The organism is Blastomonas aquatica (assembly GCF_014639875.1).
Taxonomy (GTDB): Bacteria; Pseudomonadota; Alphaproteobacteria; order Sphingomonadales; family Sphingomonadaceae; genus Blastomonas; species Blastomonas aquatica.
Map to the genome: position 1 here is coordinate 235675 of NZ_BMGD01000005.1, position 26757 is coordinate 262431.

The 26757-nt window shown below is 62.4% G+C and carries 23 protein-coding genes, 1 tRNA gene and 1 pseudogene; 15 read left to right on the forward strand and 10 right to left on the reverse strand.

Annotated elements, in window-relative coordinates; all coding sequences use genetic code 11:
- Nucleotides 1-56: 56 nt before the first annotated feature.
- Nucleotides 57-1127: an ROK family protein gene (locus tag IEW00_RS14570; RefSeq protein ID WP_229737064.1), complete on the reverse strand. Its 1071-nt coding sequence runs from the start codon at nt 1125-1127 to the stop codon at nt 57-59.
- A 219-nt stretch (nt 1128-1346) separates the two neighbouring features.
- Here IEW00_RS14570 and IEW00_RS14575 point away from each other — a divergent pair, with 219 nt between their 5' ends.
- From IEW00_RS14575 to IEW00_RS14610, 8 genes are all read left to right on the forward strand, one after another.
- Nucleotides 1347-3971, forward strand: coding sequence for a TonB-dependent receptor (locus IEW00_RS14575; RefSeq protein WP_188515137.1), 2625 nt, complete (start codon nt 1347-1349; stop codon nt 3969-3971).
- Nucleotides 3972-3980: 9 nt separating this feature from the next.
- Entirely contained in the window at nt 3981-4937 is a 957-nt protein-coding gene (locus tag IEW00_RS14580) for a glycerophosphodiester phosphodiesterase family protein (RefSeq protein ID WP_188515138.1), read from the forward strand.
- Nucleotides 4934-5119: a hypothetical protein gene (locus tag IEW00_RS14585; protein ID WP_188515139.1), complete on the forward strand. Its 186-nt coding sequence runs from the start codon at nt 4934-4936 to the stop codon at nt 5117-5119. Before IEW00_RS14580 ends, IEW00_RS14585 begins: the two co-directional genes overlap by 4 nt.
- Before the next feature lie 297 nt (nt 5120-5416).
- Nucleotides 5417-6154, forward strand: a complete 738-nt coding sequence (locus tag IEW00_RS14590) for a DUF4336 domain-containing protein (protein WP_188515140.1) — start codon at nt 5417-5419, stop codon at nt 6152-6154.
- Nucleotides 6155-6637: 483 nt separating this feature from the next.
- Nucleotides 6638-7000 (forward strand): YciI family protein, encoded by a 363-nt coding sequence (locus tag IEW00_RS14595; RefSeq protein ID WP_188515141.1) that lies wholly within the window; start codon nt 6638-6640, stop codon nt 6998-7000.
- A complete protein-coding gene (locus IEW00_RS14600) occupies nt 7000-8235 on the forward strand; it encodes an RNA polymerase sigma factor (RefSeq protein WP_188515142.1) in 1236 nt (411 codons plus the stop codon). Before IEW00_RS14595 ends, IEW00_RS14600 begins: the two co-directional genes overlap by 1 nt.
- Nucleotides 8236-8318: 83 nt before the next feature.
- Nucleotides 8319-8762, forward strand: coding sequence for a hypothetical protein (locus IEW00_RS14605; RefSeq protein WP_188515143.1), 444 nt, complete (start codon nt 8319-8321; stop codon nt 8760-8762).
- Nucleotides 8763-8953: 191 nt separating this feature from the next.
- Nucleotides 8954-9457, forward strand: coding sequence for a hypothetical protein (locus IEW00_RS14610; protein WP_188515144.1), 504 nt, complete (start codon nt 8954-8956; stop codon nt 9455-9457).
- On the opposite strand, the pseudogene IEW00_RS14615 reads toward IEW00_RS14610, so the two are convergent.
- A pseudogene (locus IEW00_RS14615) lies at nt 9421-9896 on the reverse strand (transposase); the annotation flags it as partial. The gene IEW00_RS14610 and the pseudogene IEW00_RS14615 overlap by 37 nt on opposite strands.
- Before the next feature lie 514 nt (nt 9897-10410).
- Nucleotides 10411-10503, reverse strand: a tRNA-Ser gene (locus tag IEW00_RS14620).
- A 281-nt stretch (nt 10504-10784) separates the two neighbouring features.
- Here IEW00_RS14620 and IEW00_RS14625 point away from each other — a divergent pair.
- Nucleotides 10785-11567 (forward strand): DUF1134 domain-containing protein, encoded by a 783-nt coding sequence (locus IEW00_RS14625; protein ID WP_188515145.1) that lies wholly within the window; start codon nt 10785-10787, stop codon nt 11565-11567.
- Nucleotides 11568-11772: 205 nt separating this feature from the next.
- On the forward strand, nt 11773-12948 hold the full coding sequence (locus tag IEW00_RS14630) for an amino acid aminotransferase (RefSeq protein ID WP_188515146.1): 1176 nt from the start codon (nt 11773-11775) through the stop codon (nt 12946-12948).
- Nucleotides 12949-12970: 22 nt separating this feature from the next.
- Here the strand turns inward: IEW00_RS14630 and IEW00_RS14635 are convergent, their stop codons facing one another.
- From IEW00_RS14635 to IEW00_RS14665, 7 genes are all read right to left on the reverse strand, one after another.
- The gene (locus IEW00_RS14635; RefSeq protein WP_188515239.1) at nt 12971-15037 is read right to left on the reverse strand and encodes a protein-disulfide reductase DsbD family protein; all 2067 of its coding nucleotides are present in this window, start codon (nt 15035-15037) and stop codon (nt 12971-12973) included.
- A gap of 82 nt (nt 15038-15119) precedes the next feature.
- Nucleotides 15120-16058 carry a polysaccharide lyase domain-containing protein gene (locus IEW00_RS14640; protein WP_188515147.1) on the reverse strand — a complete coding sequence of 313 codons (939 nt, stop codon included), beginning with the start codon at nt 16056-16058 and terminating at the stop codon, nt 15120-15122.
- A 67-nt stretch (nt 16059-16125) separates the two neighbouring features.
- Nucleotides 16126-17412, reverse strand: coding sequence for a cation:proton antiporter (locus IEW00_RS14645; RefSeq protein ID WP_188515148.1), 1287 nt, complete (start codon nt 17410-17412; stop codon nt 16126-16128).
- A gap of 86 nt (nt 17413-17498) precedes the next feature.
- Nucleotides 17499-20096 carry a methionine synthase gene (metH, locus tag IEW00_RS14650; protein ID WP_188515149.1) on the reverse strand — a complete coding sequence of 866 codons (2598 nt, stop codon included), beginning with the start codon at nt 20094-20096 and terminating at the stop codon, nt 17499-17501.
- Between the two features lie 122 nt (nt 20097-20218).
- Entirely contained in the window at nt 20219-21265 is a 1047-nt protein-coding gene (locus tag IEW00_RS14655) for a homocysteine S-methyltransferase family protein (RefSeq protein WP_188515150.1), read from the reverse strand.
- Entirely contained in the window at nt 21262-22236 is a 975-nt protein-coding gene (gene metF, locus IEW00_RS14660) for a methylenetetrahydrofolate reductase [NAD(P)H] (protein WP_188515151.1), read from the reverse strand. Before metF ends, IEW00_RS14655 begins: the two co-directional genes overlap by 4 nt.
- Nucleotides 22233-23240: an ArsR/SmtB family transcription factor gene (locus IEW00_RS14665; RefSeq protein WP_188515152.1), complete on the reverse strand. Its 1008-nt coding sequence runs from the start codon at nt 23238-23240 to the stop codon at nt 22233-22235. Before IEW00_RS14665 ends, metF begins: the two co-directional genes overlap by 4 nt.
- A 275-nt stretch (nt 23241-23515) precedes the next feature.
- Here IEW00_RS14665 and IEW00_RS14670 point away from each other — a divergent pair, with 275 nt between their 5' ends.
- The 5 genes from IEW00_RS14670 to IEW00_RS14690 are packed head-to-tail and all read left to right on the forward strand — an operon-like array spanning nt 23516 to nt 26677.
- Nucleotides 23516-23833, forward strand: a complete 318-nt coding sequence (locus IEW00_RS14670) for a hypothetical protein (protein ID WP_188515153.1) — start codon at nt 23516-23518, stop codon at nt 23831-23833.
- Between the two features lie 24 nt (nt 23834-23857).
- Nucleotides 23858-24061 carry a hypothetical protein gene (locus tag IEW00_RS14675; RefSeq protein WP_188515246.1) on the forward strand — a complete coding sequence of 68 codons (204 nt, stop codon included), beginning with the start codon at nt 23858-23860 and terminating at the stop codon, nt 24059-24061.
- A gap of 41 nt (nt 24062-24102) precedes the next feature.
- Nucleotides 24103-24903, forward strand: coding sequence for a tryptophan 2,3-dioxygenase (locus tag IEW00_RS14680; protein WP_188515154.1), 801 nt, complete (start codon nt 24103-24105; stop codon nt 24901-24903).
- A gap of 10 nt (nt 24904-24913) precedes the next feature.
- Nucleotides 24914-25822: a 4-hydroxybenzoate octaprenyltransferase gene (ubiA, locus tag IEW00_RS14685; RefSeq protein ID WP_188515155.1), complete on the forward strand. Its 909-nt coding sequence runs from the start codon at nt 24914-24916 to the stop codon at nt 25820-25822.
- A 54-nt stretch (nt 25823-25876) separates the two neighbouring features.
- Entirely contained in the window at nt 25877-26677 is an 801-nt protein-coding gene (locus tag IEW00_RS14690) for a helix-turn-helix transcriptional regulator (RefSeq protein WP_188515156.1), read from the forward strand.
- The last annotated feature ends 80 nt before the right edge of the window (nt 26678-26757 follow it).

A 26757-nucleotide genomic window follows, 5' to 3' on the forward strand; every position in this document is an offset into this window, starting at 1 on the left:
ATGGGGCCGTCGAGGATCATGCCGCTGACGGCTTGGCGCCGGTAAAACACGACCCGTTACTGGAAAAAAGCGGCAGTCAGTGGCAACGTTGCGGCTCCGGCAGCGGTCGCATCGCTGATAACGGCGGATTTGAGCAACAAGGGTGTCGGTCGGCTGTATCCGCGGCGGAGCGGATTGTTGAACGCGAGCCGTGGCAGCAGCACGTCAGCAAGCTGACCGGGAAGGCGCCCGCCAAAGACGATCGCATCGGGATCAAGCGTGCCGGCAATCGATGAGATGACAATCGACAGGCTTTCAGTTGCCTCGTCCAACCATTCCGCCACGCCTGGAACGTCCTTCCCGCACAGGCCCAGCGCCTCGGCCAGACCCAGATCCCGAACGCCATGTTGGTTCATCAGCACCCGCAACCGTTCAAGGCTGGGCACGGGCATTCCTGGCGGAATACAGGCTCCGAATTCGCCGGCATTGCCATGGCGCCCCCGCATGAGCTTGCCCTCGCTGATGACGCCGCCGCCAAAGCCCGCTGCGAAGTACAGATATGCAAACGAGCTGGAAGTCCGCCCCTGCCCGAGGCCGGCCTCGCCCAAGGCGGCAGCGTTGCCGTCATTGTCAATCCAAATGCCACAGTCGAGCGCGCCTGAGAGCTCGGGCACGAGATCACGAACCGCCCAGTCGTCGAGCGCGCCTGGCGGATTGAGCTTATGGCCATCTCCAATGAAGAACCCGGTGATCGCAACGCCTGCACCCACGAACTGCGCGCGATCCAGCCCTGCCTCCAGCATCAGGCGGTCGAGATGGCGGCGCAGATGCACCGCTGTCGGGCGAAGGGCGGGGTTTTCGAGCGGGAAATCTGCGCTCGCCATTATCGCACCCGATAGGTTCACCAGCGCTACGCTAACCGCATCGGTCATCAGTGAGATTCCTGCCGCAAAAGCTGCATCTCCTTGCAGCGCCAGCCGACTGCTGGGCTTTCCGCGCCCGCGCGGTACCGGCGCACTTTCGCTGAGCAAGTTGCGCGCGATCAGGCCATCGACGATTCGCGAGGCGGAAAACCCCGCCATGCCGCTGGCCCGCGCCAGATCCGCGCGCGATTGATCGGATATGCGGCGGACGAGAGTCATCAGCATGCGTTCGCCTTCGGTCACCGTCCGCCCGTCTGGCCGCAGTAGGGCAGCAGGGAAAGAAGGCTGGTTCGTGCCATCTGGCGTTGTCACACGGGTGTTTGGCGACGCTTTCATACCGATTCAATGCGCGAAGTTTTTTTTGCACGCAAGGTGCATAATGAAATGAATAAGTCACATTAAGTGCGTAAATCCTGGCTGGTAACTGCTTCAGGAGGATTCGGGGTGTTTTTTGATATTGGAACGCGCGCATTGGCAACGACGATTGCAGGCATCGTAGTGACCGTACCGGCCATCGCGCAAAGCGCTGGAAGTGAGGTGACGGATGAACCTGCGGCATCAATTGTGGTGGTGGGCGCACGGCTGCAGAGCGAACGCGCGGTCGAAGCAAAGCGCGATATCGCTGTCGTTTCGGACAGTGTCACCGGGGACGAAGCAGGCTCGCTGCCGGACTTTGGTTTGGGAGAAGCACTTGATCGTGTGCCCGGCGTGAGCACGATCCAGAACAATGCGCGCGGCGAAGCCCAGTTCATTACGATACGCGGACTTAATGCCGATTACAATCTGGTCGAGGTTGATGGGGTTGCCCTGCCGACGACCGAGCTTGGCCGACGCAATGTTTCGCTCGATGTCATCCCGTCCGCGCTCGCCAAGCGCGTTGACGTCTACAAGACGCGAACACCGGCGATGGATGGCAATGCCATTGGCGGGACCGTCAACCTGATCAGCCGAAGCGCGTTCGACCACAAAGGCCTTTTCATCGGCGGCCGGGCCAATGCCGGTTGGTATGAAAATGAACGCGATTACAGCGATACTACGCCTTCGGGTCTTGCTGACCTGACCGTCACCAACCGTTTCGGATCGCAAAATGAGTTCGGCATCGTGCTGGCGGGGAGCTATTTCCGGCGCGATTCTTCTTCGCTCAATTCGTCTGGCGACAACTTCTTATTCTATGACGAGCAAGGAAGGCGGCTTTCCAACGCCAATGCTGGCGAATACGCCATCGCTGCACCCAATCGCCGCCGATGGTGGACTTATGACAATCTGCGACAGCGCTACGGCGGCCTTGCTAAGCTGGAATATCGCGGCGCCACGCTTCAGGCTGACGTCACATATGGCGATTTCCGTCATGAAAATGACGAACAACGCCAAAGCAACAGCCTTTATGTTTCGGGCGATCCGTCCGTCCGCACACCTACAGGTGGATTTGCGCCGCGCGCGACCGCGCAGGCCGACCTTGCCGAGTTCTTCGAGAAGCGGCGGATCTCCTACGTGAACGGCCGACTGATCTGGCGCCCCTCTGACCTGGCGAGCCTCCGCCTGGGTGCAAGCAACGCCGTGGCGCGATACACGAATGATTCCTATCTCGACACCTATCGCACCGTAACCACGGACGCTTTGGCCTATGACTATATCGCCGACGGACTGAGCTATCAGCAGTTCACGCCACGCAATCCGGCTTATTACTACAACCCGGCGAACTACCGGTTAGTGGAACATGGCAACAATCTTGACGAAAACCGCGAGCGCGCGTTTTCGGCGACCATCGACTACGATTTCAACCAAGGTACTAATGCCCGAGGCGTCGGCTTTGCCGTTGGCGGCAAATACCGGCAGATTGACCGTTTTTATGATTTCGTGAATGGATTGTTCGCTCCGGTTCAGGCCGCAAACAACCTGCTCACCGGTCTTGTAAGCCCGGTTCAGGTCCAGCCGTATAACGGCAATGGCGATTACATCATCGCGATCGACCGCGCTGCTGCCGAGGCCCGCTTTGCAGCCAATCGCAGCAACTATGTCGAGGCTGCGAATAGCAAATCCGCCAATCTTGCAAGCGATTACGACCTCCAAGAGCATGTCGCTGCCGGTTACATGCTGATGAGCTATCGCGACGACCGTTTCAACCTGTCGGCGGGTGCCCGCTACGAGCACACCGATTTGCTTACGGGATCCAACACGCAGGTCGGCACCGTCTGGTCTTACGAGCGGCGCGGCCAGACCTATGACGATGTGCTTCCGTCGCTCAATCTGTCCTACGATGTAAGTGATACGTTTCGTGTCCGCGCAGCGGCTTCGCGATCGATCGGGCGGCCCAATTACGATCTGCTTGCAGCCCGCCAGCGGATCACGGAGGGCGCCGCAAGCCTTTCAATCACCGGCGGCAACCCTGATCTGCGTCCACGCCGCGCCAACAATTACGACGTGTCACTTGAATATTATTTCGCGCCGCGAAGCGTTCTGGCAGCGGCGGTGTTCGCCAAGGAAATTAACGATGAGATCGTCACTCTGGTGTCCACCCGAGTAGAAGGAACCGGCGACGACGAGATCACGATCCGCACCAGCCAGCCCGTGAACAGCGGCCGGGTCACCATTCGCGGGATCGAACTAAGCGTTGCGCTCCCCAACCTTGCAATCGTTCACCCCATTCTGGACGGCTTCGGGGTCACCGGTAATATGACGTTTCTGGATGGCACGCCGCTGTCGATCGAAATGACCGATGGCACGATGCGACGCTTGCCCGGCCTTGTGGAACAGGCGGACCGGATCGCCAATGTGACCGCCTTTTATACCAGCAACCGCTTTTCGGCGCAGGTGGCATATAACTACAAATCGTCCACTCTGATCCAGATATCGACCAGCGCTACCGCGCTCGACCGATCGCTTGACGAAAGTCACGTGCTCGATGCGCAACTACGCTTCGCCATCACTCCGCGCATTTCGCTGATCGCCCAAGCGAAAAACCTGACAAATAATCGCCCCACCCGCCTGACCGGGCCATTTCAGGAATTGCTTCGCGAAGAGATTGACAATGGCCGCGGCTATTTTGCCGGTGTCAACTTCCGCTTTTGAGGACAAGCTATGCCCGCTTTCATGTTCCCGCCCGCAATGCTGCTCCTCTCGGGCAGCTTAGCGCTCCAGACCGTCACTGCGCACGATGCCGACCGGAGCGCCGAGCTTGAGCGCCGGCTTGCCGGCCCGGACGGCGAAATTCTAGTGGTAGCTCATCGCGGGTGCTGGCTGGATACCGCAGAAAACAGTCTTGCTGCCATTGATGCCTGCGTCGCCATGGGCGTCGATATGGTCGAAATCGATACCCGCCGGACTCGCGACGGCGTGCTGGTTCTGATGCATGATGCGACTGTGGATCGTACCACCGATGGCTCGGGCAAACTGGCCGACCTTTCGCTTGCCGAAATCCGCCGTCTCCGGTTGCGCTCGGCTGCCGGCGGTAAGGGGGTGGGGACCACAGCCTGGCGGGTGCCGACGCTGGCCGAGGCTCTGGCGCACGCCAAGGGCAGGATCCTCGTCAACGTTGATGCAAAAGAGGATGTCCGCGACATAGCGGCCACCGAAGTTCAGGCGCTCGGCATGGCGCGTCAGGTCCTGTTCAAGACCGAAGCCCCGGCGGCAACGTTGGCAGGCAAGCAATGGGTTTCAAGAGCGGCATTTGAGCCGATCATCAACCAGCGCAAGCTGAAGGGCGAAATGCACGAGGCTATTGCCAGCTATGACGTTTTTAAGCCGGTTGCCTATGAGATCGTTTTTAACGACATCGCATTTCTGGACGAGGCAGTTGCGACGCTGCGGGGCAAACCGGTGCGCATCTGGGCAAACACGCTCGATTATGATTTTTCGGGAGGGCATGTCGATCGGATCGCGCTGATCGATCCGGATGCTGTCTGGGGCATGATGCGCGATCGCGGGGTCGATGCCATCCAGACCGATCAGCCTCGCGCACTGCTGGCGTATTTAGATCGAACCGCCCCCGCGCTATCCCGCGACGGCTCAACAGCGCTGACGGGACAAGAACAATGAGCCGCTGGTTCCGGGCGACGCTAATTGTGCTGGCATTGGCGCTGGCCGCCAGCATGTTTCCCTCCGCCGAGGCCAAGTCCGATTATGATGTTTGCAAGATCAAGCGGTTCATGGCGCAGGCAGGCGGACCGCATTCCCCAGATACGCGCTCAACCCGGCGCGCAAATCGCGATATCGAATAACTGGCGCAGCTGCGATTTCTTTGGCTCGGCGTATGATTCCTTCGCGAGCGTGGTCACCGGCGACAAGGTAACGCGCAAGCTCGTTAGCAGACATTCCGGGCTGCGAACGAATGCGTTTATGAGGTTTGCTGGCCATGGATGATTTCCTTTCCTATCGTCGGATAGACGGTGATCGGTATCTCTACATTTCGTCTCTATCCAAAAGTAAGGCTGCGTGACAGACCATCGGACTGTGTGGCTTGCAAACGCACCCGCGTGGCTGAATGATCGGCGGATGACATAAGAGGCACCATCACAGTGACCGAAGTTTATGAAGCCTATCAGCCGCAGCTGTTGCCAGTCTCCTGGGGCCAGAACATCTGGACGGTGGAAGGCCCAGAGGTGAACTATCGGCTGGCTGTTGTTACCATAGCATGCCCAACACGCATGACGGTCGTGCAGTTGAAAGACGGCACGCTGTGGCTGCATTCACCGGTTTGCTACTCTCCTGCGTTGGCAGAAGCGTTGGATGCGCTTGGCCCAGTTTCGGTGCTGGTTGCGCCCAACAGCTATCATTATCTCCATATCACCGCGTGGGCCGCAGCTTACCCTGATGCCACCATCTTCGCCGCTGCCGATGTAGCGCTTAAGATCAAGGTGCCAGTCATTCCGCTCACCGCTTGCGAAGTGGAGCTATGGCCCGGTGATATCCTGCACACCGTGATTGAACTTGGTTCATTCACGGAAGCGGTTTTCTTTCACGTTAGTTCGCGCACCCTCATCGTGACCGATCTCATGCAGAATTTCGAGGCGCGCAGGGTACGCAATTTTGCGACCCGTGCCATCCTTGCCGCAGGCGGTGCAACCGGACCAAATGGCCGCCCGTCGATGGAAATCAGGTTCGCAGCGCGCCAGCACAGCAAGGCTTTGCACGTCGGCGTTCGGCAGATGCTTGACTGGAGGCCGGAGCGGATCATTCTGGCCCACGGGGCATGCTATACCAGCGAAGCGCCAGCTGAAATCGAACGCGCCTTTGCCTGGGTCAAGGCGCGATAGTGCGGTACCACGGATTCGCCATTGCATCCTTGAGAGCGCCGACGACCTTGGGCCGGCTGTCAGCACGGGCTCGGGAGTTACCTTCTATAGTTCTGCCAAGGGCATCGAGGCGTTTGTAGAACGGATGGGTGGGAGCAATTGGCGGGCCGAATACGAAATGTCCGGCATCCTTGCATGCTCGCATGGTGACTGGCGCCCTTACACCGAGACGATGCGAGACCTACGCCGCTCGATTACCGCGCACGGCGATCAGGCCCATCAAATCACGCCTGAACTTATCACTGAAATTGAGCTTCCCGTCATTGCCTCCTGCCCTCAAAACTAGGTTGGAAGACGTCAAGAAACCTAGAGGTTAGTCACAATCAAATTTCAGGCCTCGGTCGAAATCTGCGGCTGCCGATGCACAGACATAGGAGACGCAAATCTGCTACTCCAGCGCCGGACCTGATGTCGGCGTCGATTGCATACACAAGGAACCGAACGATGCATTACATGCTGATCTATCTCGAAACTGCCGAGGAAATGGGCAAACGCGGCAATCCCGCCGAAGCCGGAACCTACTGGGGCGGCTGGAATGCCTATATGGGGGCCATGGCGCAGAGCGGCGTGATGGTCAGCGGTAACGGGCTGAAAACCCCGGAGGTGGCGACGACGCTGCGGGTGGTTGACGGCAAGCGCCATATTCATGACGGGCCGTTTGCCGACACCAAGGAAATGCTGGGCGGCTATGTCATAATTGACGTAGCCAATCTCGATGATGCGCTCGAATGGGCAGCGCGCGCGCCCTGTGCATCGGCCGGATCGGTTGAAGTCCGTCCCGTGCTGCCGGCACCCGCCGAAGGCTGATGGATCAAGCGCGCCGCAACGTTGCCCTCACGGCCGAGCTTGCGGCGCGCACATCCTATGGCAAGCTGTTGGCGCTGCTGGTCACTCGAACCAGGGACATCGCCGCGTGCGAAGATGCACTAGCCGCCGCGCTCGAAGCCGCCCTGCTGCAATGGCCCCGCGAAGGGGTGCCGGCTAATCCCGTAGGTTGGCTGCTCACCGTGGCCCGGCGCAGCATCGGCCGGGCCGCTGCTCGGGCGCATACGGCAGATCGGAGCGCAGATACCTTACGGTTGCTCGACAAGGAGCGCCTCGCTGCGGAAACCAGCCCGTTCGGTGACCGGCGGCTCGAGCTCATGTTCGTCTGCGCCCACCCGGCGATTGATCCCGACGCGCAACCGGCGCTGATGCTGCAGACCGTTCTGGGGCTCGATGCGGCGAGGATCGCAGGATCGTTCCTCGTGTCGTCAGCCACGATGAGCCAGCGGCTTGTGCGCGCAAAGCGCAAGATCCGCGACAGCGGGATTGGGTTTGCGCTGCCTGACATCGACGACGTGCCAGCGCGGATCGACGGCGTGTTGTCGGCGATCTATGCCGCCTACGGCGCCGCATGGGAGGACGTTACCGGGGCCGACGCCAAACTGGTGGGCCTTGCTGAAGAGGCGATCTGGCTGGGTCATTTGCTAACTGAATTGATGCCGGATGAGGCGGAAGTGCTCGGCCTTCTCTCGCTGATGCTTCACTGCGAGGCACGCCGCCCAGCACGCCGCGCGCCCGATGGGGCGTTCGTGCCGCTCCATCGCCAGAACATCGACCTGTGGTCGCGCCCCATGATTGCACAGGCTGAGCGTCTGCTGCGCCGAGCCGCGCAACTCAAGTCACCCGGACATTTCCAGATCGAGGCCGCCATCCAGTCTTTGCACGCGCATCAAAGGTTTACTGGCGAGCGGTTTTCGCAGCCACTGGTCGAGCTTTACGATGCACTGGCACGCTATGCGCCGAACATCGGCGGGCTGGTCGCACGCGCGGTCGCTCATGCCGAAAATGGTGACACCGAGGCTGCGCTCGCGATGCTTGATGGAATGCATGAGGTCGCCACCTACCAACCGTGGTGGGCTGCGCGGGCGCGGGTGTGCTTGCTGGCGGGTGACGAAAAGGCCGCCTGGTCTGCGGCGCGTACCGCTGCGGGTCTGACCAGCGATGCCAGCGTCCGGCAGTTCCTGCTCGGGGGCGGCTTTGCCGATCGCACCGGGTAAGCCGCCAGATATTTTTCGCATCGTTGTCGAGATAGGTCGCCGCCAACGCACATCGTCATGTGAACCAACCCGAGGGGACTGACATGACCGAAGCCACCTTGACGAAAACCCGCCTGCCGATCTGGCTGCTGATAACGGCCGTGCTGGGTACGGCCTGGAATGCGTTCGGCCTGTTTCAGCTGATGAGCTCCATCAATCAGACCGAAGCCGGGCTGATGATGCAAGGGATGAGCGCAGAAGCGGCCGCAACCTATTACAACCTGCCGGTCTGGATGGATCTGGCGTTCGCAGTGGGCGCCGGCGGCGGCGTACTTGCTTGCATTGCACTTCTCGCGCGGAACGCCACGGCCGTGCCGGTCGCGCTTGCGTCGCTGATCGGATACATCATCCTGTTCGCCGGAGACTACGCCTACGGCTTGTTCGCGTTGATCCCGGCACAGCTTGCCATCCTATCGACCGTCGTAGCGATCGCCATCGTGCTGTTCGGCATAAGCCTATTGGCGAAAGCGCGAGCGATCATCACCTGATGCGGAAGCACCTCATGCCTTCGGGGTCTTGCCTCGGAATGGCCTCTCGATTTTGTGCAAGCCTGTTCTGGGGGATGGGTGCGCGTTTGAGATGTCTAATGTGGACTGAGGCAGGGGGAGAACGGTATTAAAATGGCGTACTGCCTCATCGCCAGCAACTATAGAAGCACTGAAATTGAAGGGGGTTCATTATGGAACAAGTAGCTTCGGATTTTTGGGCGGTCTTATGGCGTTGCCTGTGTTTGCTGCTTGTGTTTATCTTGGCTATCGTGGCGGCTGCATCGACCGAACAGGCGATGGTTCCAGAAGAAACGCCCGTAAAAGCGCTTCTGCTTGAAGCTATTCCTTTCATCGGGCTGGCGCTCGGCACGGTTCTTTTAATCCGGTTCGTGCCGCCAATGGGTATCGACGCCGGCTTGTCCACAAGCAATGCGGGATGGCACCTGGGCGCAGGTCTGGTCATCGGACTGGTCTGGGTCTCTGTTACTCTTGCGATCGTCTCGGTTCCTGCCGACCTCCGCCTCATGCCGCAAAACTTGAACTTTTCGACTGCGATGGCAATGGCTGCCCTTGCCTTGCTGATGAACGTAGCCATGCAACAGCTTCTCACCCGCGGCTATATCTTCGGGGTCATCGACTGGACGTATGGCAGCGCAGCAGCCGTCACGGTTAGCCTTGCTGGATCTCGTCGCTGAGCGACACGCTCATGATAGGTGGATGGGGCGATCGGAAGAACCCGGCAGATCGGCTAAATCTTCTGTCAAATGGCCCATAAACCTCACGATGCTCGTCAATGAAGGCAGTCATCTCCGAAACGGGAGCCAAAGGGATCAGGCTCGCTCCGCCTGCGCAAAATATGCTGATGCCTTGCGCAAAATCTCGTTGGCCTGGCGAAGCTCGCGGTTCTCGCGCTCGAGCGCCTTTAGGCGATCAGCCATCTCGGTCGGCGCGCTTGCCGCTATCTACCTCAGCCTTCTTCACCCACTCATGAAGCGTCTGCGGAACGCAGCTGATCTTCGCTGCGATCGAAACAATCGCTGCCCATCGTGATGGATGATCGCCTTCGTGATCCAGGACCATCCGGACCGCACGTGCGCGAACCTCAGGTGCAAATTTGTTGGTTGTCTTACTCATCGTACGCCCTTCCTCTCAGGAGTTAGGGCCTCCGGCAATCCCGGGGCGGTTCAATTGCCATTTTTCTGGCCGGCATACACGTCCGCGGCAAAATGGTGCGCTCATGGGGTCGCTACATTGAAGCCAAGTTCATCTACGAGACTGTCGTAGGTTGCCCGGGAAGCCCCTCGCTGATGATCCAAGCAACATTAGCTGAGAACATGGGTCGAACGGCCGGGTGGCTCTCTAGGCTCAAGGGCGCGTACGAGTTCGCCTTGAAGTTCATTGAACATCTCGAGGAAAACCCAGATCCCTACGTTCAAAACCATTTCAAGATTCGATGAGAATATATCGCAGTGTATAGGCCTCAAACGCCAATCTTATTCAATAATGTATTCTGACCGACCGGATTCGGAATTTGTTCTTGGCTTACGCTTCGGTGCGCCAGTGCGTCTCATGATACGCGCAGAAAGTGGGCACAAAAGTGGGCAAATAACCTTCAGTTGTCACTAGGCTATTGAAAACGTGAGGTTATTGGCGGAGACGGAGGGATTCGAACCCTCGGTGGGAGTAATCCCCCCACGACGGTTTAGCAAACCGTTGGTTTCAGCCACTCACCCACGTCTCCGCATGGCACGCATGTTATTGCGAGCAAGCCCCTGCCTGGGGGCCGGTCGATTGGCCAGAGCGCGCTATAGCGGCGGGTTGGGCGGGGATCAACTGGATTGTTGACGGTTCGCCAATTGCCGGAATTTGATCGGGCGAGGCGCCGGATTTCGGCGGTTTTCACGTCCTGGCGCGTTTTCGACTCGGGTCACCGCGCCACCGACTCGGGTCATCGCCGGTTCATTGTGTGCCGCCCACAAATGCGGGATTCGTTGGATCACGTGCATGAACGGGAGGGAAGTTATGCGGTCGGGGCTTTTGAGGCATATTCTGGCGGTTGCCGGGGTGGCGGCCATGTCGTTGGGTGGGCCTTCCGCCGGGGCGGCCTTTGCCCAGATCAGGAGCATCGATCCCAACGATTCAATCGATGCCGACCTCTCGCCGCGCGAGGAGAGGGAAGTGGCTACCTCGTCCGAACTGCCACTCGATCAGGGATACGAATACGGTACACCCGATTCTGCCGCCGCCACCGCCACGGTGGCAGCTCCCCCTCCAGCAACTATGCCGCAGCCAGGGTTCGCAAGCGCGACCGGACAACCCGCGAACGGCTATCAGCAGGATGACCTGATCGGTGCGGCCGAGGGCGTGTTCGGCAAGGGGGCCGAGGGCCTGGCTGGATTGATCGAGGATGTTCTGCGCAAGCAGGGCGAACCCAATGGTTACATCGTCGGTCGCGAGGCTTCGGGCGCATTTGTCGTCGGGCTGCGCTATGGATCGGGTACGCTGCATCACAAGGTCGAAGGCGAGCGCCCGGTCTACTGGACGGGCCCATCGGTGGGCTTCGATGCCGGAGCTAATGCCGGCAACACCTTCGTGCTGGTCTACAACCTCTATGACAGCGAGGACCTCTACAAGCGCTTTGGCGCAGGCGAGGGCGCAGCCTATCTGGTTGGCGGCTTCCACACGAGCTATCTGCGGCGCGGCGATGTCGTGCTGATCCCGGTGCGGATGGGCATGGGCCTGAGGCTTGGCGTTAACGCTGGGTATATGAAGTTCACCCGCAAGCGCAATTTCGTTCCGTTTTGATGTCGGCGCTGTCCGCCGCTTAAAGGGTCAAGCCCGCAGGGTCGCACTGCCAAGGGCAACGAGAGGCCGGTTGTCGCGATATCGCAGCAACCGGCCTTTTTGCCTTGCTCCCGCGCGCGGCTGTCGGCATGGAGGCACGCGCATTTTCCTGACGCCGACAGCTGGTTTTTCGGCAACATTCTTGTGAACCTTGGGGGATTTATCCGTGCTTGAACAACTGAAGGCGCAACCGGCCGATGCGCTGCTCGCGCTCATCAAGCTTTATGCCGCCGACAGCAGGCCCGAAAAGATCGACCTGGGCGTGGGCGTCTATCGCACCGCCGATGGTGCAACCCCGGTGTTCGCCGCGATCAAGGCGGCAGAGGCGCGGTTGCTGGCGGAACAGAACAGCAAGAGCTACCTTGGCCCCGAAGGCGATATGGGTTTCGTCCGCGCGATTATGCCGTGGATGCTGGGCGATTTTGACCCGGCAGGGCGGATTGATGGTCTGCAGACCCCGGGCGGCACAGGCGCGGTGCGGCTGGCAGCGGATCTGCTGCTCAAGGCCGGGGCGCGGCGGATCTGGATGGGGACCCCGAGCTGGCCCAACCATGTCCAGATTCTCAATGCGGTGGGCCTGGCCTGCGAAACCTTCCGCCACCTCGATGTCGCGACCCAGCGGCTGGACTTCAACGCGCTAGAAGCCGCGCTCGACAAGGCCGAGGCCGGCGATGCGGTGCTGCTGCACGGCTGCTGCCATAACCCCACCGGTGCGGATTATTCGGATGCGCAGTGGGACCAGATTGCCGAGACGGTCGCCGCCAAGCGGCTGTTTCCGCTGATCGATCTGGCCTATCACGGGCTGGGTCATGGCTTCGAGGCCGATGGCTATGGATTGCGTGCCGTGCTCGCCAAGGTGCCCGAGGCGCTGATCGCCTATAGCTGCGACAAGAACTTCGGCCTGTATCGCGAGCGCGTCGGTGCATTGTACGTGATGTCCGAAAGCGCAAGCCAGCAGCCCGCGATCCAGTCCAACCTCGCGGCCCTTGCGCGCGCCAACTGGTCGATGCCACCCGATCACGGCGCGGCATCGGTGCGGATCATTCTGGAGGACGAAGGCCTGACCAAGATCTGGCTCGACGAGCTGGAATCGATGCGGGCGCGGATGCGCGGGGTTCGTGATGCTCTGGCGGCGCATCAGGCGATCGGATCGGTCAATCTGTCCGCGGTCGGCCAGCAGAACGGTCTGTTCTCGGTGCTGCAGCTCAGCCCCGAACAGATCGCCGCGTTGCGCGCTGATTATGGCGTGTACATGGCGGGATCGGGCCGGATCAATATCGCAGGCTTTACCGATGCCAACATCCCGCATTTCATCGAGGGACTGCGCGCGGTCACCGCGTAAGCGGGACGATCGACCGCTACGGTCAGCCGACCAACGCGGTCAGCGTGTCCACGGTCAGCACCTGCGGCAGAATGACAGGCGCGCTGCCGGGTTTGTACCACACGTACAGTGGTACGCCCGAGCGGCCCTGCGCCTCGAGATAGCGGCTGATCTCGGCGTCGCGGCGGGTCCAGTCGCCTTCGAGCACGACCACGCCTGCCTGCTTGAAGGCGGCGGCGGTCGCCTCGCGTTGGATCGCGGCGGCCTCGTTCGCCTTGCAGGTGATGCACCAGTCGGCGGTGAAATAGGCGAACACCGGGGTATTTGCGCTGCGCAGTTCGGCCAGCTTTGCTTCGCTGAACACCTGCGTCGGCAGGGTCGCATTGGCCGAAGTCCGGGGCGATGAAGCGCCTGCAGCCATCGGCAGCAGCACGATCGCGGCGATTGCGCTGGCAAGTGCCGGCACCAGCGGCACCCAGCCGCTACGGCCGCCCGCTTGCCGCGCGCCCAGCCACCACAGCAGCATCGCCAGCAGCATCGCGGCGGCAAGGCCCCACAGCACGCCGGTGTTGCCCGTCTGCTGACCCAGAAGCCAGATCAATGCCAGCGCAGTGAGGAACATCGGCACCGCCATGATCCGGCGGAAGGTTGCCATCCATGCGCCGGGACGGGGAAGGCGGCGCCGCAGGGCGGGGATGAACCCGATCGCCAGGAACGGCAGCGCCAGCCCAAGGCCGAGCCCGGCAAACACCAGCAGCGCAGCGGGCACCGGCAGGATCAGCGCGCTGCCCATTGCGGCGGCCATAAACGGCGCGGTGCACGGCGTGGCGACAAAGGCGGCAAGCGCGCCGGTCCAGAATGATCCTGTAGCGCCGGACTTTGCCGTGAGGCTGGAGCCTGCCGAGATGCTGCCGAACTCGAACAATCCGGCGAGGTTGAACGATATCGCGGTGACCAGCAGCAGCAGCGCCAGGATGATCCTCGGATCCTGTAGCTGGAACGCCCAGCCGATCTGCTCGCCGCCCGCACGCAGCGCAAGCAGCAGCCCGCCGAGCGCAACGCAGACCAGAACGATGCCTGCGGTATAGGCAAGCGCATCGCGGCGCGCCGCGCGCTCGTCGCCGCCTGCCTTGGCGAGGCTGATCGCCTTGAGGCTGAGGATCGGGAAGACGCAGGGCATGATGTTGAGCAGCAACCCGCCGAGCAGCGCGCCGCCCAGTGCGGTTGCCAGCAAAGCGAGTACGTCGCCTGAAGGTTCCTCTGCTGCAGCCGCATCGATCCGCACGCCGCCGGGGGCGACCGTGCCAGCCTGCGCGACGAGTTCCAGCCCCAGATGCTCGCCGATGCGCAGCACGCCCGCCAGCGGCCCGGTTAACGTGCCGCTTGCCTCGGTCTGGACGATCAGCCGGTCGCCATCACGGAAGAACGCCTGGGGCGCCCGATAGCTGACGCCCGGATCGGTGCTCGGGAAGAAATAGGGTGCATCGATCGCGCCACCGGCGGGATAGGGAATGGCGATACGGATGATCTGGCCATCGACCTGATACGTCGCCTGTGAGCCCAAAGGTGCGGGCAGGCGCTGGCGCCAACCGTCGAACCGGCTGCGGTCCGCTTTGCTGATCGCGCCATCCCCTGCGGTCAGGCTGGTGGTCAGCGTCGTGCTTTCGGGCACGCAGATCTCGTCGGTGCAGGCCAGCCAGTCGGCCTTGACCGAGATCGGCAGGCGGGTGCCGGGGCGAACCGAGGGATCGATCGTCAACGCCACCAGAGGCGCATAAGGGCCTTCGAACACATAGTTCATCAGCCCGGCGATGATCAGCGTTTCGGGCACGGGGTAGCGCAGTTGTGCGGTGGTGACGCCGTTGGGCAGGTCCCAGGTCAGCGTCATGCCAAGCCCGGCATCGCCCGGGTTCTGCCAGTATCCGTGCCAGCCCGATTTCGGCGTCATCGCAAAGGCAAGGTCGATCGTGCTGCCGGGTGCGGGCGCAGCGCTTTCGGCGACCAGCGAGGCGGCGATGTTGTTGGGCCCGCGCTGCAGCGGTTGCGCAGCGGCGGGAAGGGCAAGCCCCGCCAGCAGACATGCGCCCAGCAGCGCCCGGAAAATCGCCATCATCATGCGCCGCCATGTAGAAGTTTTCAGGGCAAATACCAATGGCCCATCAGCGCCTGTTTCGTCAGGCTCTGCGGCGCGGTTACCGCTGGTCGTAACGACCAACACCCTTGCCCAGCCGGTTCTCCCCCAGCGGGATGGCATCGCGGCTCCAGTTGGCGACGAACCAGGTGTTGCGCGAGACGCCGGGGGCGAGGGTGGCGCTGTTGTCGAAGATCTGCAGGCCCGCGGACGAATAGCTGCGGCCTTCTGCGGCAACCGCGATGAACGCCGACCAGTTTTCCTTGTTTTCGCCTTGCACGAAGATGTTGCGGGTGATCTCGCCGCTGGCGCCGCCGGGCAGGTCGATCATGTAGTTGCTGCCATTGCCGTTGCTGTCATCGAAGCTCGAATCGGTGATGCTGACCTGCGCCGCGCGGCTTTTGACATAGTGTCCGCCCTGGCCCCGTTCGAAGCGCGAGCGGGTGACGGTGAGCGCGCCATAATCGCCGATATAGATCGAGTGCGCGCAATCCGATGCGCACAACCCCAGCCCCGAAAAGCTGCTCCTGTCGATTACGATCCGCCCGGATGTGTTCGCGCCGGTCAGGATGCCCTGCTGGCTGTCGCGGAACAGGCTGTTGACCACGGTCAAATCGCCGCGCTCAAGCCGGATGCCCGCGCCGTTCTCGTCGGGCACCGCGATGTTCTGGAAGATCAGCCCTTCGACGCGGGCGGTCTTTCCGCGCAGCACCAAGGTTGCCTTGTCTTCGCACACGCCGCCATCGAAGATCGCGGTTCCCGGCGTGACCGCGCGAAAGGTGATGTTGCCCGATTCCTGCACTGCGCAGTCGCGCCAGGTGCCGGGCTGGACCTCAATCGTCCCGCTGCCATTGCCGATCCGCGACACCGCATCGGCGAGCGAGCGATATTCCTTCCCGGTTTCGGCGATCCGATAGGGCAGGGGGCGGTTCTGAGCGGAAAGCGGAACAGCGATGCTGGCGAGCAGCGTGGCGAAGAGGACGATGCGGAGAAGTGTCATGTGGCAGACAATAGCATCTGCACTGAACTTTGCGCGGATTTAGACGGTTAACACGGCCCCCGTCCCTTCAAGGGACAGCGCTGGGCCCGTTCGTTACCACATCATCGGTTACCGGCTCGTGCTTGTGCTTGCGGCCATAGACCAGATCGAACAGCGGCGATGCCATGAAGGTCGTGACGATCGCCATGATCACCAGCATCGAGAACAGTGCAGGGCCGATGATGCCGCGTTGCAGCCCGATATTGATGATGATCAGCTCCATCATCCCGCGCGCGTTCATCAGCGCGCCGATCGCCATCGCAGTCGAGACATCCTGCCCGGTCAGCCGTGCCGCGACATAGCAGGCGACGCCCTTGGCGAGGATCGAGGCCGCGAGGATGCCCATCGCGATCGCCAGCAATTCGGCGTTGTTGACGACGGTCAGCTGGGTGTTGAGGCCCGAATAGGCGAAGAACATCGGGATCAGCAGCACCATAACGATCGGCTCGAGCTGACGCTGCACATCGGTGGCCAGCACGCCGCGCGGCATGCAGATACCCAGCACGAAGCCGCCCAGCACCGCGTGGATGCCGATGAAGTCCATGGCGAACGCGGCCAGCATAAACAGCACCAAAACCACCGCCAGCATGGTGTGCGTGACCTTGCCGTCACGCTCGGCGATCCGGCCAAGAGGAGCCAGCAGCCGACGTCCGTAGATCAGCATGAACGCGGCAAAGGCTGCGCCGCCCGCGATCGCCTTGATCGCCACGCCCGGACCGTCGCCGAAGCTGGCGAGCACGATCGCGAGCACAGTCCATGCCGCGGCATCATCGATCGCGCCTGCCGACAGCGTCAGGCTGCCCAGCCGGGTATTGGTCAGCCCGCGCTCGTGGATGATCCGCGCAAGCATCGGGAACGCGGTGATCGCGATGCACGCGCCCAGGAACAATGTCGCCTGGAACTGGTTGACATCGCTGGCGAACAATCCGGGCACCCGTTGCAGCATCGGCGCGAGCACCACCGCGACCAGGAACGGCACCGCCATCCCGGTGAAAGATACGGCTGCCGCGCTGCCCATCTGTGCGCGGAAATGATCCGAGCGGAAGCCCAGGCCCACGATGAACATGTACAGCCCCACGCCCAGTTGGGCGCAGACGAACAGCACGTTGCGCGTTTCCGCCGGGAACAAGGCGGATTGCAGATCGGGCAGGAAATAGCCGAAAAGCGAGGGGCCGAGCACCACCCCTGCCATCATTTCACCCACCACCTGGGGCTGACCCAGCCAGCGGCGCACCGCATAACCGATCAGCCTGCAGGTGGCGATGATCAGCGCTACCTGCACGAAGAAATAGGCGCTGAGTTCAGATGGTGTCACGTGACTTGAGGCCCCTCCCGGGGCCGGTCGATGCCTCGCCCCTGCAGGATGTCGCGGTTTACAAGACCAGAGTCAATAATTGCCGGTCAGTCCAGATTGGGACGCAACCAGCGGCGGGCGATGTCGATATCCACCCCGCGCCGATGGGCATAATCGGTCAGCTGGTCCTCGCCGATCCGTGCCACACCGAAGTACGACGCGTCAGGGTGACCGAAATAGAAACCGCTGACCGCTGCGGTGGGCAGCATCGCAAAGCTTTCGGTCAGCGTGATGCCGGTAGCGTCGGTGGCCTTGAGCATCTCGAACAGCGCGGGCTTCTGGCTGTGGTCGGGGCAGGCGGGATAGCCCGGCGCCGGGCGGATGCCACGATATTGTTCCTTGATCAGCGCCTCGTTGGTCAGCTGCTCGCCCGCTGCATAGCCCCATAAGGTGGTGCGGACGTGCTGGTGCAGCCGCTCGGCAAAGGCTTCGGCAAGACGGTCGGCGAGCGCCTTGAGCAGGATGTCGTTGTAGTCGTCATGATTGGCCTTGAAGCGTTCGAGATGCACATCGATGCCATGCCCTGCAGTGACCGCGAAGCCGCCGATCCAGTCGCCTGCCGTATCGATGAAGTCGGCCAGGCACATATTGGCGCGCCCCTCACGCTTGGCGATCTGCTGGCGCAGGAACGGCATGCGGATTTCTTCGCCGCCGGCGTGGATGAACACATCATCGCCATCGCGCTGGCACGGCCACAGCCCGACCACGCCCTTGGCGGTGAGCCATTTCTCCGCGATGATCTGATCGAGCATCGCATTGGCATCGGCAAACAGCGATGTCGCGCTTTCGCCGACGACCTCGTCGGTGAGGATCGCGGGGAAGTTGCCTGCCAGCTCCCACGCGCGGAAAAACGGCGTCCAGTCGATCACTTCGCGCAAGTCCGCAAGGTCCCAGTCCTCGAACACGTGCAGCCCGGGCTGCGCCGGCGCGGGCGGCTTTTGGGCCATATCGGCGACGAACGCATTGGCACGCGCGACTTCCAGCGGGGCCAGTTCGTTCTGCCCCTTGTTGGCGCGGGCGATACGGACCGCCTCGTACTCTTCGGCCACCTTGAGCACGAACGGATCGCGGTTGGTCTGGCTGACGAGGTTCGAGGCGACGCCGACCGCGCGGCTGGCATCTAGCACATGGATCACCGGGCCTTCGTATGCCGGCGCGATGCGCAATGCGGTGTGCACTTTGGACGTGGTCGCGCCGCCGATCATCAGCGGCATGGTCATGCCCGCCTTCTGCATTTCCTCGGCCACCGTCACCATCTCGTCAAGCGACGGGGTGATCAGGCCCGACAGGCCGATGATGTCGGCATTGTTGTCGTTGGCGGCTTTCAAGATATCGTGCCAGGCGACCATCACGCCAAGGTCCACGACCTCATAACCGTTGCACTGCAGCACCACGCCGACGATGTTCTTGCCGATGTCGTGCACGTCGCCCTTCACCGTGGCCATGATGATCCGGCCCTTGCCCTTGGCATTGGGGTCCTTCTCGGCCTCAATATAGGGGAAGAGGTGGGCGACCGCCTTTTTCATCACGCGCGCAGACTTCACCACCTGGGGCAGGAACATCTTGCCCTCGCCGAACAGGTCGCCGACCACGTTCATGCCATCCATCAACGGGCCTTCGATGACCTCGATCGGGCGGGTCGCCTCGAGCCGGGCTTCCTCGGTATCCTCGACGATGTGCGCATCGATGCCCTTGACCAGCGCATATTCGAGCCGCTTGGTCACCGGCCAGCCGCGCCATTCGGCGGCCTGCTTCTCGGCGCGCTCGTCCTTGCCGCGGAAGCTTTCCGCCAATGTGATCAGCCGCTCGGTGGAGTCTTCACGCCGGTCCCAGATGACGTCCTCGCACGCTTCGCGCAGCTCGGGGTTGATGTCGTCATAAATGTCGAGCTGGCCGGCGTTGACGATGCCCATGTCCATCCCCGCCTTGATCGCGTGGTAGAGGAACACGCTGTGCATCGCGCGGCGCACCGGCTCGTTGCCGCGGAAACTGAACGACAGGTTGGAGACCCCGCCCGAAATATGGACATGCGGGCAGCGCTTCTTGATCTCGGTGCACGCCTCGATGAAATCGATCGCATAGCGGCGGTGCTCATCGATCCCGGTGGCGACCGCAAAGATATTGGGGTCGAAGATGATGTCTTCGGGCGGGAAGCCATTGGCGGTGAGCAGCTTGTAGGCGCGCTCGCAGATCTCGATCTTGCGTTCCTTGGTATCAGCCTGGCCGACCTCATCGAACGCCATGACGACCACGGCGGCGCCATAATCCATGCAGATGCGGGCGTGCTTGAGGAACTCTTCCTCGCCCTCCTTCATGCTGATCGAATTGACGATCGGCTTGCCCGAGACGCACTTGAGGCCTGCCTCGATCACCGACCATTTCGACGAATCGATCATGAACGGAACGCGCGCAATATCGGGCTCGGCGGCGATCAGCTTGAGGTAGCGAGTCATTGCCGCGTGCGCGTCGAGCAGGCCTTCGTCCATGTTGATGTCGATGATCTGCGCACCGTTCTCGACCTGCTGGCGCGCCACATCGACCGCCTCTTCATAGCGGTCTTCCATGATCAGCTTCTTGAACTTGGCCGATCCGGTAACGTTGGTGCGCTCGCCGATGTTGACGAACTGGGCAGTGGACTGGGTCATTTTGTATACCTTCTCCCTCTCCCCTTCAGGGGAGAGGGCCGGGGAGAGGGGAATATGCGGAGAGGGTCGAGTGGCTCCCCCTCTCCCAACCCTCTCCCCTCAAGGGGAGAGGGCTCTCTGGATCAAGCCGCCATCGTGAACGGCTCCAGCCCGGCCAGCCGCGTTTGGACCGGCGGAGTGGGAACCGCGCGGGGCTGCGCATCGGCGACGGCGCGTGCAATCGCGCCGATGTGCGCAGGCGTGGTGCCGCAGCAGCCGCCGACGATGTTGATCAGCCCATCCTTGAGCCAGACCTTGATCAGCTCGGCAGTGTGCTCGGGCAACTCGTCATATTGGCCAAGATCGTTGGGTAGGCCCGCATTGGGATAGGCCATCACCAAGGTATCGGCCTGCCGCGCAAGCGCCGCCAGATGCGGGCGCAGCAGGTCGGCGCCGAACGAGCAGTTGAGCCCGATGGTCAGCGGCTTGATATGCCGCACCGCGTGCCAGAACGCCTCGACCGTATGGCCTGACAGGTTGCGTCCGGCCATGTCGGTGATGGTCATCGAGATCATGATCGGCACCTCGCGCCCGGCCGCTTCCGCCGCGTCGCGCGCAGCCATCGCGGCGGATTTGGCGTTCAAGGTGTCGAAGATCGTCTCGATCAGGATGAAGTCCACCCCGCCTTCGACCAGCGCATCGCACTGTTCGCGATAGACGTCGCGCATCGTGTCGAAATCGACCTCGCGATAGCCCGGATCGTTGACGTCGGGCGAGAGCGACAGCGTCTTGTTGGTCGGGCCGATCGCGCCTGCGACGAAGCGCGGCTTGCCGTCGCGCGCTTCTGCGGCGTTGGCTTCCTCGCGCGCGACCCGGGCGGATTCCAAGTTGATCTCGCGCACCAGATGCTCGGCGCCGTAATCGGCCTGGCTGATCCGGTTGGCGCTGAAGGTGTTGGTCTCGATGATGTCCGATCCCGCGTCCAGATAGGCGCGGTGAATCCCAGCGATCACCGCCGGGCAGGTCAGCGCGAGGATGTCGTTGTTGCCTTTCTGGTCATGCGTGAAGTCGAGGGCGCCGCGGAAATCCTCCTCGGTCAGCTTGGCCGCCTGGATCGCGGTGCCATAGCCGCCATCGAGCATCATGATGCGGGTCGCAGCGATCGACTTGAGCTTCTCGGCAGGGGTCACGCGGCGTTCTCCTTAAGAACTGGCTCCTGAAGAACCGGAGCAGCGATCGCGGCCGGCTGGGCACGCATGCCCAGCAGATGACAGATCGCAAAGCTGAGCTCGGCCCGGTTGAGGGTGTAGAAATGGAAGTGGCGTACGCCGCCCGAATAGAGCCTGCGGCACAGCTCGGCCGCCACGGTGGCCGCGACGAGCTGGCGCGTGGTCGGGTGGTCGTCCAGGCCTTCGAACAGATCGTTCATCCACTGCGGAATTTCAGTGCCGCACATTCCGGCAATCTTGCGCGTGGTGGCGACATTGCTGACCGGCAGGATGCCCGGCAGGATCGGCGCAGTGATCCCCGCCTTGGCATAGGTGTCGCGGAAGCGGAAGAACGCCTCGGGCGAGAAGAAGAACTGGGTGATCGCCTGGTCGGCACCGGCGTCGATCTTGCGCTTCAGATTGTCGATATCGCTGTCCGGGCAGTTCGCATCGGGGTGGGTCTCGGGATAGGCCGCGACCGAAATCTCGAACGGCGCGACCTTCTTCAGGCCGGTGACGAGCTCTGCGGCGCTGGCATAGCCGCCGGGATGCGGCGCAAACTTCTCGCCCGCGCGCGGCGGATCACCGCGCAGCGCGACGATGTGGCGCACGCCGGCATTCCAGTAATTCTGCGCGATCTCGTCGATCTCGTCGCGGGTCGCATCGACGCAGGTCAGGTGCGCGGCGGCGGGAATTGGGGTTTCAGCGGCGATCCGTGCGACGGTGGCATGCGTGCGTTCGCGGGTCGATCCGCCCGCGCCATAGGTCACCGAGACGAACTTGGGGCTCAGCGGCGCCAACGTGGTCAGCGTTTCCCACAAGGTCTCTTCCATCTTCTCGGTCTTGGGCGGGAAGAATTCAAAGCTCACCTCGACATCGCCAGCAAGTCCGGCGAACAGCGGGGTGCCAAGCGCCTCGCGCGCTTCGGACAGTTGTTTGAGCGACAGGGTCATGCGGCAGCCTTTCTGGGCGTTGCTTGGTCTATGGGGGTAATCTTAGTTGGCGGAGCCTTGCCTTGGCGCCGCCCCATCCAGATCTTTATCGTCAGCGCGCCGCCCGAAAGGCTGCGCGTCTCGGTCAGGTCGAACCCGGTGCGGGCCATCATCGCGGCGATCTGGTCATCGGCAAAACCGAGCCGGGCATGTGCATCACGCTCGCGCAGTTCCTCCATCGCGTGCGATGCGAAATCGACGATTGCGATTCGCGCGCCGGGGGCAGCGACCCGGCCGGCTTCGTCGATCACGCCTTGCGGGTTCTGCGCATAATGCAGCACCTGGTGCAGCAGGATAGTGTCGAAGCCCGAATCCGCGAGCGGCAATGCGTAAAAATCCGCCTGGACCAGATCGATCCGGCCCGCAGCGAAATGTTGAAGCTTGGCACGTGCCAGCCGCAGCATTTCGGGACTGCGGTCGAGCGCGGTGCTGTGATCGGCGGAAGATGCGAACAGTTCGATCATCCGTCCCGTCCCGGTGCCGATATCCAGCAGGCGGCCCAGCGGGCGTTCGCCGATCAGACCAGCGAGGGCCGATTCGACCTCGTTCTCGGGCAGATGGAGCGAGCGGATGGCATCCCATTGCCCGGCATGCTGGGCGAAGAAATCGGCAGCGCGCTGTTCACGCTGCGCGCGAATCGCGTCGAGCTGCGCGCGGTCTTCGGCATGCTGCGTGGCCAGCATCGGTCCGACCGCATCGTCGCGGCGCAAAAACGCATCGAGCAGGCCGGCGGCTTCGGTATCCATCCGGGGCAGGGCGGGGCGCAGGAAAACCCAGCTGCCCTCCTTGTGCCGTTCGGCAAGTCCGGCTTCAGCCAGAATGCGGACATGGCGCGAGACGCGCGGCTGGCTCTGGTCGAGCACCGCCGCCAGTTCGCCCACCGAAAGCTCCATCACCTGCAAAAGCAGCACGATGCGCAAACGGCTGTCGTCGGCCAAGGCCTTGAAGAGCAGCGTCATATCCATGCAAAGCACATATAAAGAAATCTTTATATGTGGTCAATGCGGCATATCGCCTAGGCTGCAAAACCCTTGATGCCGCGCGCAGCGCGGATGTAGAGGGAACGCTTGATCACCCCCTGATCGCTATCCCAACCAAAGTGATTGCAAATGCAAAAAACAGGCGCTAGATGCGCCGGTCCGACAGTGGGGGCTTGGCTGAAGCTTGTCGGCGCAATTGTGACGTAATTAATTCCTTTTGGGCTGATATTCAGCCAATTAGAACAGGACGGAAGTTCAAGATGAAGACCATTTTTTCGATCGCATCGGTTGCCGCTCTCTCGCTGGCCCTGGCTGCTTGCGGCGCAGAAAACACCGAAGAAGCTGCAACCACCGAAGCAACTGCTGAAGAAGCTGCTGAAGCCGGCATGGAAGCTGCTGAAAACGCTGGCGACGCTGCTGCTGAAGCCACCGAAGCTGCTGGCGAAGCCACCGAAGCTGCTGCCGAAGGCGCTGTGAACGCTGCTGAAGGCGCTGCCGACACTGCCGCTGCCGCTGCTGGCGACGCCAAGGCTGCTGCTGCCGCTGCAGGCGATGCTGCCCAGAAGGCTGCTCAGTAAGCGATGCATCGCTTCCCCGGAAGCATGTTGAAGATACTGGCCGTCAGCGTTAGCGCGCTGGCGGCCATGTCGTGTGGGGCTGCGGACAATGATCCTGGCCCGGGCGGAGTGACCGTGGGCGAGGCCCGTGCGCTCGACGAAGCCGCCGAGATGCTCGATGAGCGCAATGCCAACCCAGGTGGCACCGCCACTGAGCAGGCTCCGGCCAAAGCCGATCGGGCGCAATAGTCCGGTATCGCCAGCGCCTGTATGGCGCTAACACTCGGCGCATGACCGACACGCCCTCCAAAATGACATACGCGCGCTATCTCGCGCTCGATTCGCTGCTCGATTGCCAGCATCCCATCTCGTCCGAGGACGACGAGATGCTGTTCATCATCATCCATCAGACCAAGGAGCTGTGGCTCAAGCAGATCATCCGCGAGCTGCAGATGGCCAATGCGCAGGTGGCCGGTGGCGCGCTGATCCCGGCCTACAAGGCGCTGGCGCGGGTCAGCCGGATCCAGGCGGTGATGACATTGAGCTGGGATATTTTATCGACGATGACGCCGAGCGACTACACCCGCTTCCGTGATGTGCTTGGCCCAAGCTCGGGTTTCCAGTCGGACCAGTTCCGCACGGTCGAATATCTGCTGGGGCTGAAGGACAAGGGGTTCATCAAATATCAGAACGACCGGCCTGAGGCGCAGGCGGCGATGGCGCAGGCACTTGCCAGCCCCAGCCTGTGGGACAATGCGATCGCGGCAGTCGCGCGGACAGGATTTGAGATTCCGCTCGAATTGCTCGAGCGCGACTTTAGCCAGCCTTACACCCCTCATCCCGCGGTCGAGGACGCGTTCGTCGTCGTCTATGGCGACCCGGAGCGCTATTGGGACCTATATCAGCTTGCCGAAAAACTGGTCGATCTCGACGATGCGATGGCCGCCTGGCGGCACAAGCACGTGCTGACGGTCGAACGGATCATCGGCATGAAGCGGGGCACCGGTGGCACTGCAGGCGCGGCGTATCTGCACACGACCCTGGGCAAGCGCGCATTTCCGGAATTGTGGTCGCTGCGCACCCGGCTATAGGTTCGAGCCCATGACCAGCGCTCCCTTGCCCGACACCGAAACCCGCGGCCTGCTGGCCATGCTGCCTGCCGGCGCGAAGCCTTATGCGATGCTGGCGCGGTTCGATCGGCCGATTGGCTGGTGGTTGCTGTATTGGCCCTGTGCCTATGCGCTGGCGCTGGCAGGCGGACTTGTCACCCATTGGCCGTTGCTCGCCTGGATGCTGCTGGGGGCGATCGCGATGCGCGGAGCGGGGTGCGTGTATAACGATATCGTCGACCGCGATCTCGATGCGCAGGTCGAGCGCACCCGTGGTCGTCCGCTGGCGAGCGGAGCGGTCAGCCTCAAGGCGGCATGGGCCTGGCTGCTGGCGCTCTGCCTGATCGGGCTGGCAGTGCTGGTGCAGCTCAATCTGGTCGCCGCCCTGATCGCGATCGGATCGCTGGCCCTGGTTGCCGCTTATCCGTTCATGAAGCGCATCACCTGGTGGCCGCAAGCCTGGCTGGGGCTGGTGTTCAGTTGGGGCGCGCTGGTCGCATGGGCGGCTGTCGCAGGTTCGGTGCCGCTCGCTGGGCTGCTGCTGTACGCAGGCTGCGTGGCTTGGGTGATCGGGTACGACACGATCTATGCACTGCAGGATGTCGAGGATGACGCATTGGTCGGGATCCGGTCGAGCGCCCGGGCGCTGGGCGCGGCGGTCAAGCCCGGGGTCGGGCTGTGTTATGCGCTGACTTTGGGATTATGGGCTGCGGCGATCTGGACCGTGCGGCCCGACTGGCTGGCGCTGGCCGCGTTGCTGCCGGTGGCTGCGCATCTTGTCTGGCAGGTGGTGAGCCTGCGGCCCTCCGACCCGCAGGACCCGCTCGCCAAATTCCGCAGCAACCGCAACGCCGGGCTGCTGGCGTTCCTGGCGTTCGCTACGGTTGGGCTTGCGGGCTAGGGATTACCCGCAAGGTAATGGTTCTGCTTCTGCATCGGGGATAGGATCGGGGGCATGCAGCAGGACACCCGCACCCCCGAACCCGCCGGACAGCAATTGCGCCAGTGGCGCGAGCGCCGCCGCCTGAGCCAGCTGCAACTCGCGCTCGAGGTCGAGATGTCGACCCGGCATCTGAGTTTTGTCGAAACCGGGCGTGCCCAGCCCAGCCGTGACCTGATCATTCGCCTGGCCGACTATCTCGATATTCCGCTGCGCGCGCGTAACCAGATCCTGCTCGCCGCAGGCCTGGCGCCCGAGTTCGAGGAGACGGGGCTCAGTGCGCCCGAGATGGCCGATGCGCTCGCGGCGGTCGAGCACCTGCTCAAGGCGCACGAACCGTTCCCCGCACTCGCGGTCGATCGGCACTGGAACATGGTCGCGGCCAATGGCGCGCTGGCGCTGTTGACCGAACAGATTGCGCCGCACCTGCTGGTGCCCCCGATCAATGTGCTGCGGCTGGCGCTGCATCCCGAAGGGCTGGCACCGCAGATCGTCAATTACGAGCAATGGCGTGGGTACATCCTGCACCGGCTCGACCGCGATATCGAAATGACCTCCGATGCGGGGCTGGCCGCGCTGCGCGACGAACTGGCAGGGTATCAGGGTTCGGCCAACGACAATGCGGCCGAGGGTCGCGCGCCGATCGCGCTGCCGCTGGTGATCGACACCGTGGCGGGGCGGCTTTCGTTCATGACCACCGTGACGGTCTTTGGCACGCCGCGTGACATCACGCTGTCCGAGCTGGCGCTCGAGACGTTCTTTCCCGCCGACGCGCACACCATGGCGGTGCTGCGATCGCTGGGCGGCGGTGGATGAAGGTGGAAGGGGAGAGGCAGGGCGGTGCGAGACCTGTGAAGCGACCGCCCTGCCTTATCAGTGTAGACAACTGTACCATG

Excerpts from the sequence above, each read along its gene's own strand:
- IEW00_RS14570 (WP_229737064.1), bottom strand. The coding sequence starts at position 1,127 with ATGCTGATGACTCTCGTCCGCCGCATATCCGATCAATCGCGCGCGGAT.
- IEW00_RS14580 (WP_188515138.1), top strand. The coding sequence starts at position 3,981 with ATGCCCGCTTTCATGTTCCCGCCCGCAATGCTGCTCCTCTCGGGCAGC.
- IEW00_RS14585 (WP_188515139.1), top strand. The coding sequence starts at position 4,934 with ATGAGCCGCTGGTTCCGGGCGACGCTAATTGTGCTGGCATTGGCGCTG.
- IEW00_RS14595 (WP_188515141.1), top strand. The coding sequence starts at position 6,638 with ATGCATTACATGCTGATCTATCTCGAAACTGCCGAGGAAATGGGCAAA.
- IEW00_RS14600 (WP_188515142.1), top strand. The coding sequence starts at position 7,000 with ATGGATCAAGCGCGCCGCAACGTTGCCCTCACGGCCGAGCTTGCGGCG.
- IEW00_RS14605 (WP_188515143.1), top strand. The coding sequence starts at position 8,319 with ATGACCGAAGCCACCTTGACGAAAACCCGCCTGCCGATCTGGCTGCTG.
- IEW00_RS14610 (WP_188515144.1), top strand. The coding sequence starts at position 8,954 with ATGGAACAAGTAGCTTCGGATTTTTGGGCGGTCTTATGGCGTTGCCTG.
- IEW00_RS14625 (WP_188515145.1), top strand. The coding sequence starts at position 10,785 with ATGCGGTCGGGGCTTTTGAGGCATATTCTGGCGGTTGCCGGGGTGGCG.
- IEW00_RS14635 (WP_188515239.1), bottom strand. The coding sequence starts at position 15,037 with ATGGCGATTTTCCGGGCGCTGCTGGGCGCATGTCTGCTGGCGGGGCTT.
- IEW00_RS14640 (WP_188515147.1), bottom strand. The coding sequence starts at position 16,058 with ATGACACTTCTCCGCATCGTCCTCTTCGCCACGCTGCTCGCCAGCATC.
- metH (WP_188515149.1), bottom strand. The coding sequence starts at position 20,096 with ATGACCCAGTCCACTGCCCAGTTCGTCAACATCGGCGAGCGCACCAAC.
- metF (WP_188515151.1), bottom strand. The coding sequence starts at position 22,236 with ATGACCCTGTCGCTCAAACAACTGTCCGAAGCGCGCGAGGCGCTTGGC.
- IEW00_RS14665 (WP_188515152.1), bottom strand. The coding sequence starts at position 23,240 with ATGGATATGACGCTGCTCTTCAAGGCCTTGGCCGACGACAGCCGTTTG.
- IEW00_RS14670 (WP_188515153.1), top strand. The coding sequence starts at position 23,516 with ATGAAGACCATTTTTTCGATCGCATCGGTTGCCGCTCTCTCGCTGGCC.
- IEW00_RS14675 (WP_188515246.1), top strand. The coding sequence starts at position 23,858 with ATGTTGAAGATACTGGCCGTCAGCGTTAGCGCGCTGGCGGCCATGTCG.
- IEW00_RS14680 (WP_188515154.1), top strand. The coding sequence starts at position 24,103 with ATGACCGACACGCCCTCCAAAATGACATACGCGCGCTATCTCGCGCTC.
- ubiA (WP_188515155.1), top strand. The coding sequence starts at position 24,914 with ATGACCAGCGCTCCCTTGCCCGACACCGAAACCCGCGGCCTGCTGGCC.
- IEW00_RS14690 (WP_188515156.1), top strand. The coding sequence starts at position 25,877 with ATGCAGCAGGACACCCGCACCCCCGAACCCGCCGGACAGCAATTGCGC.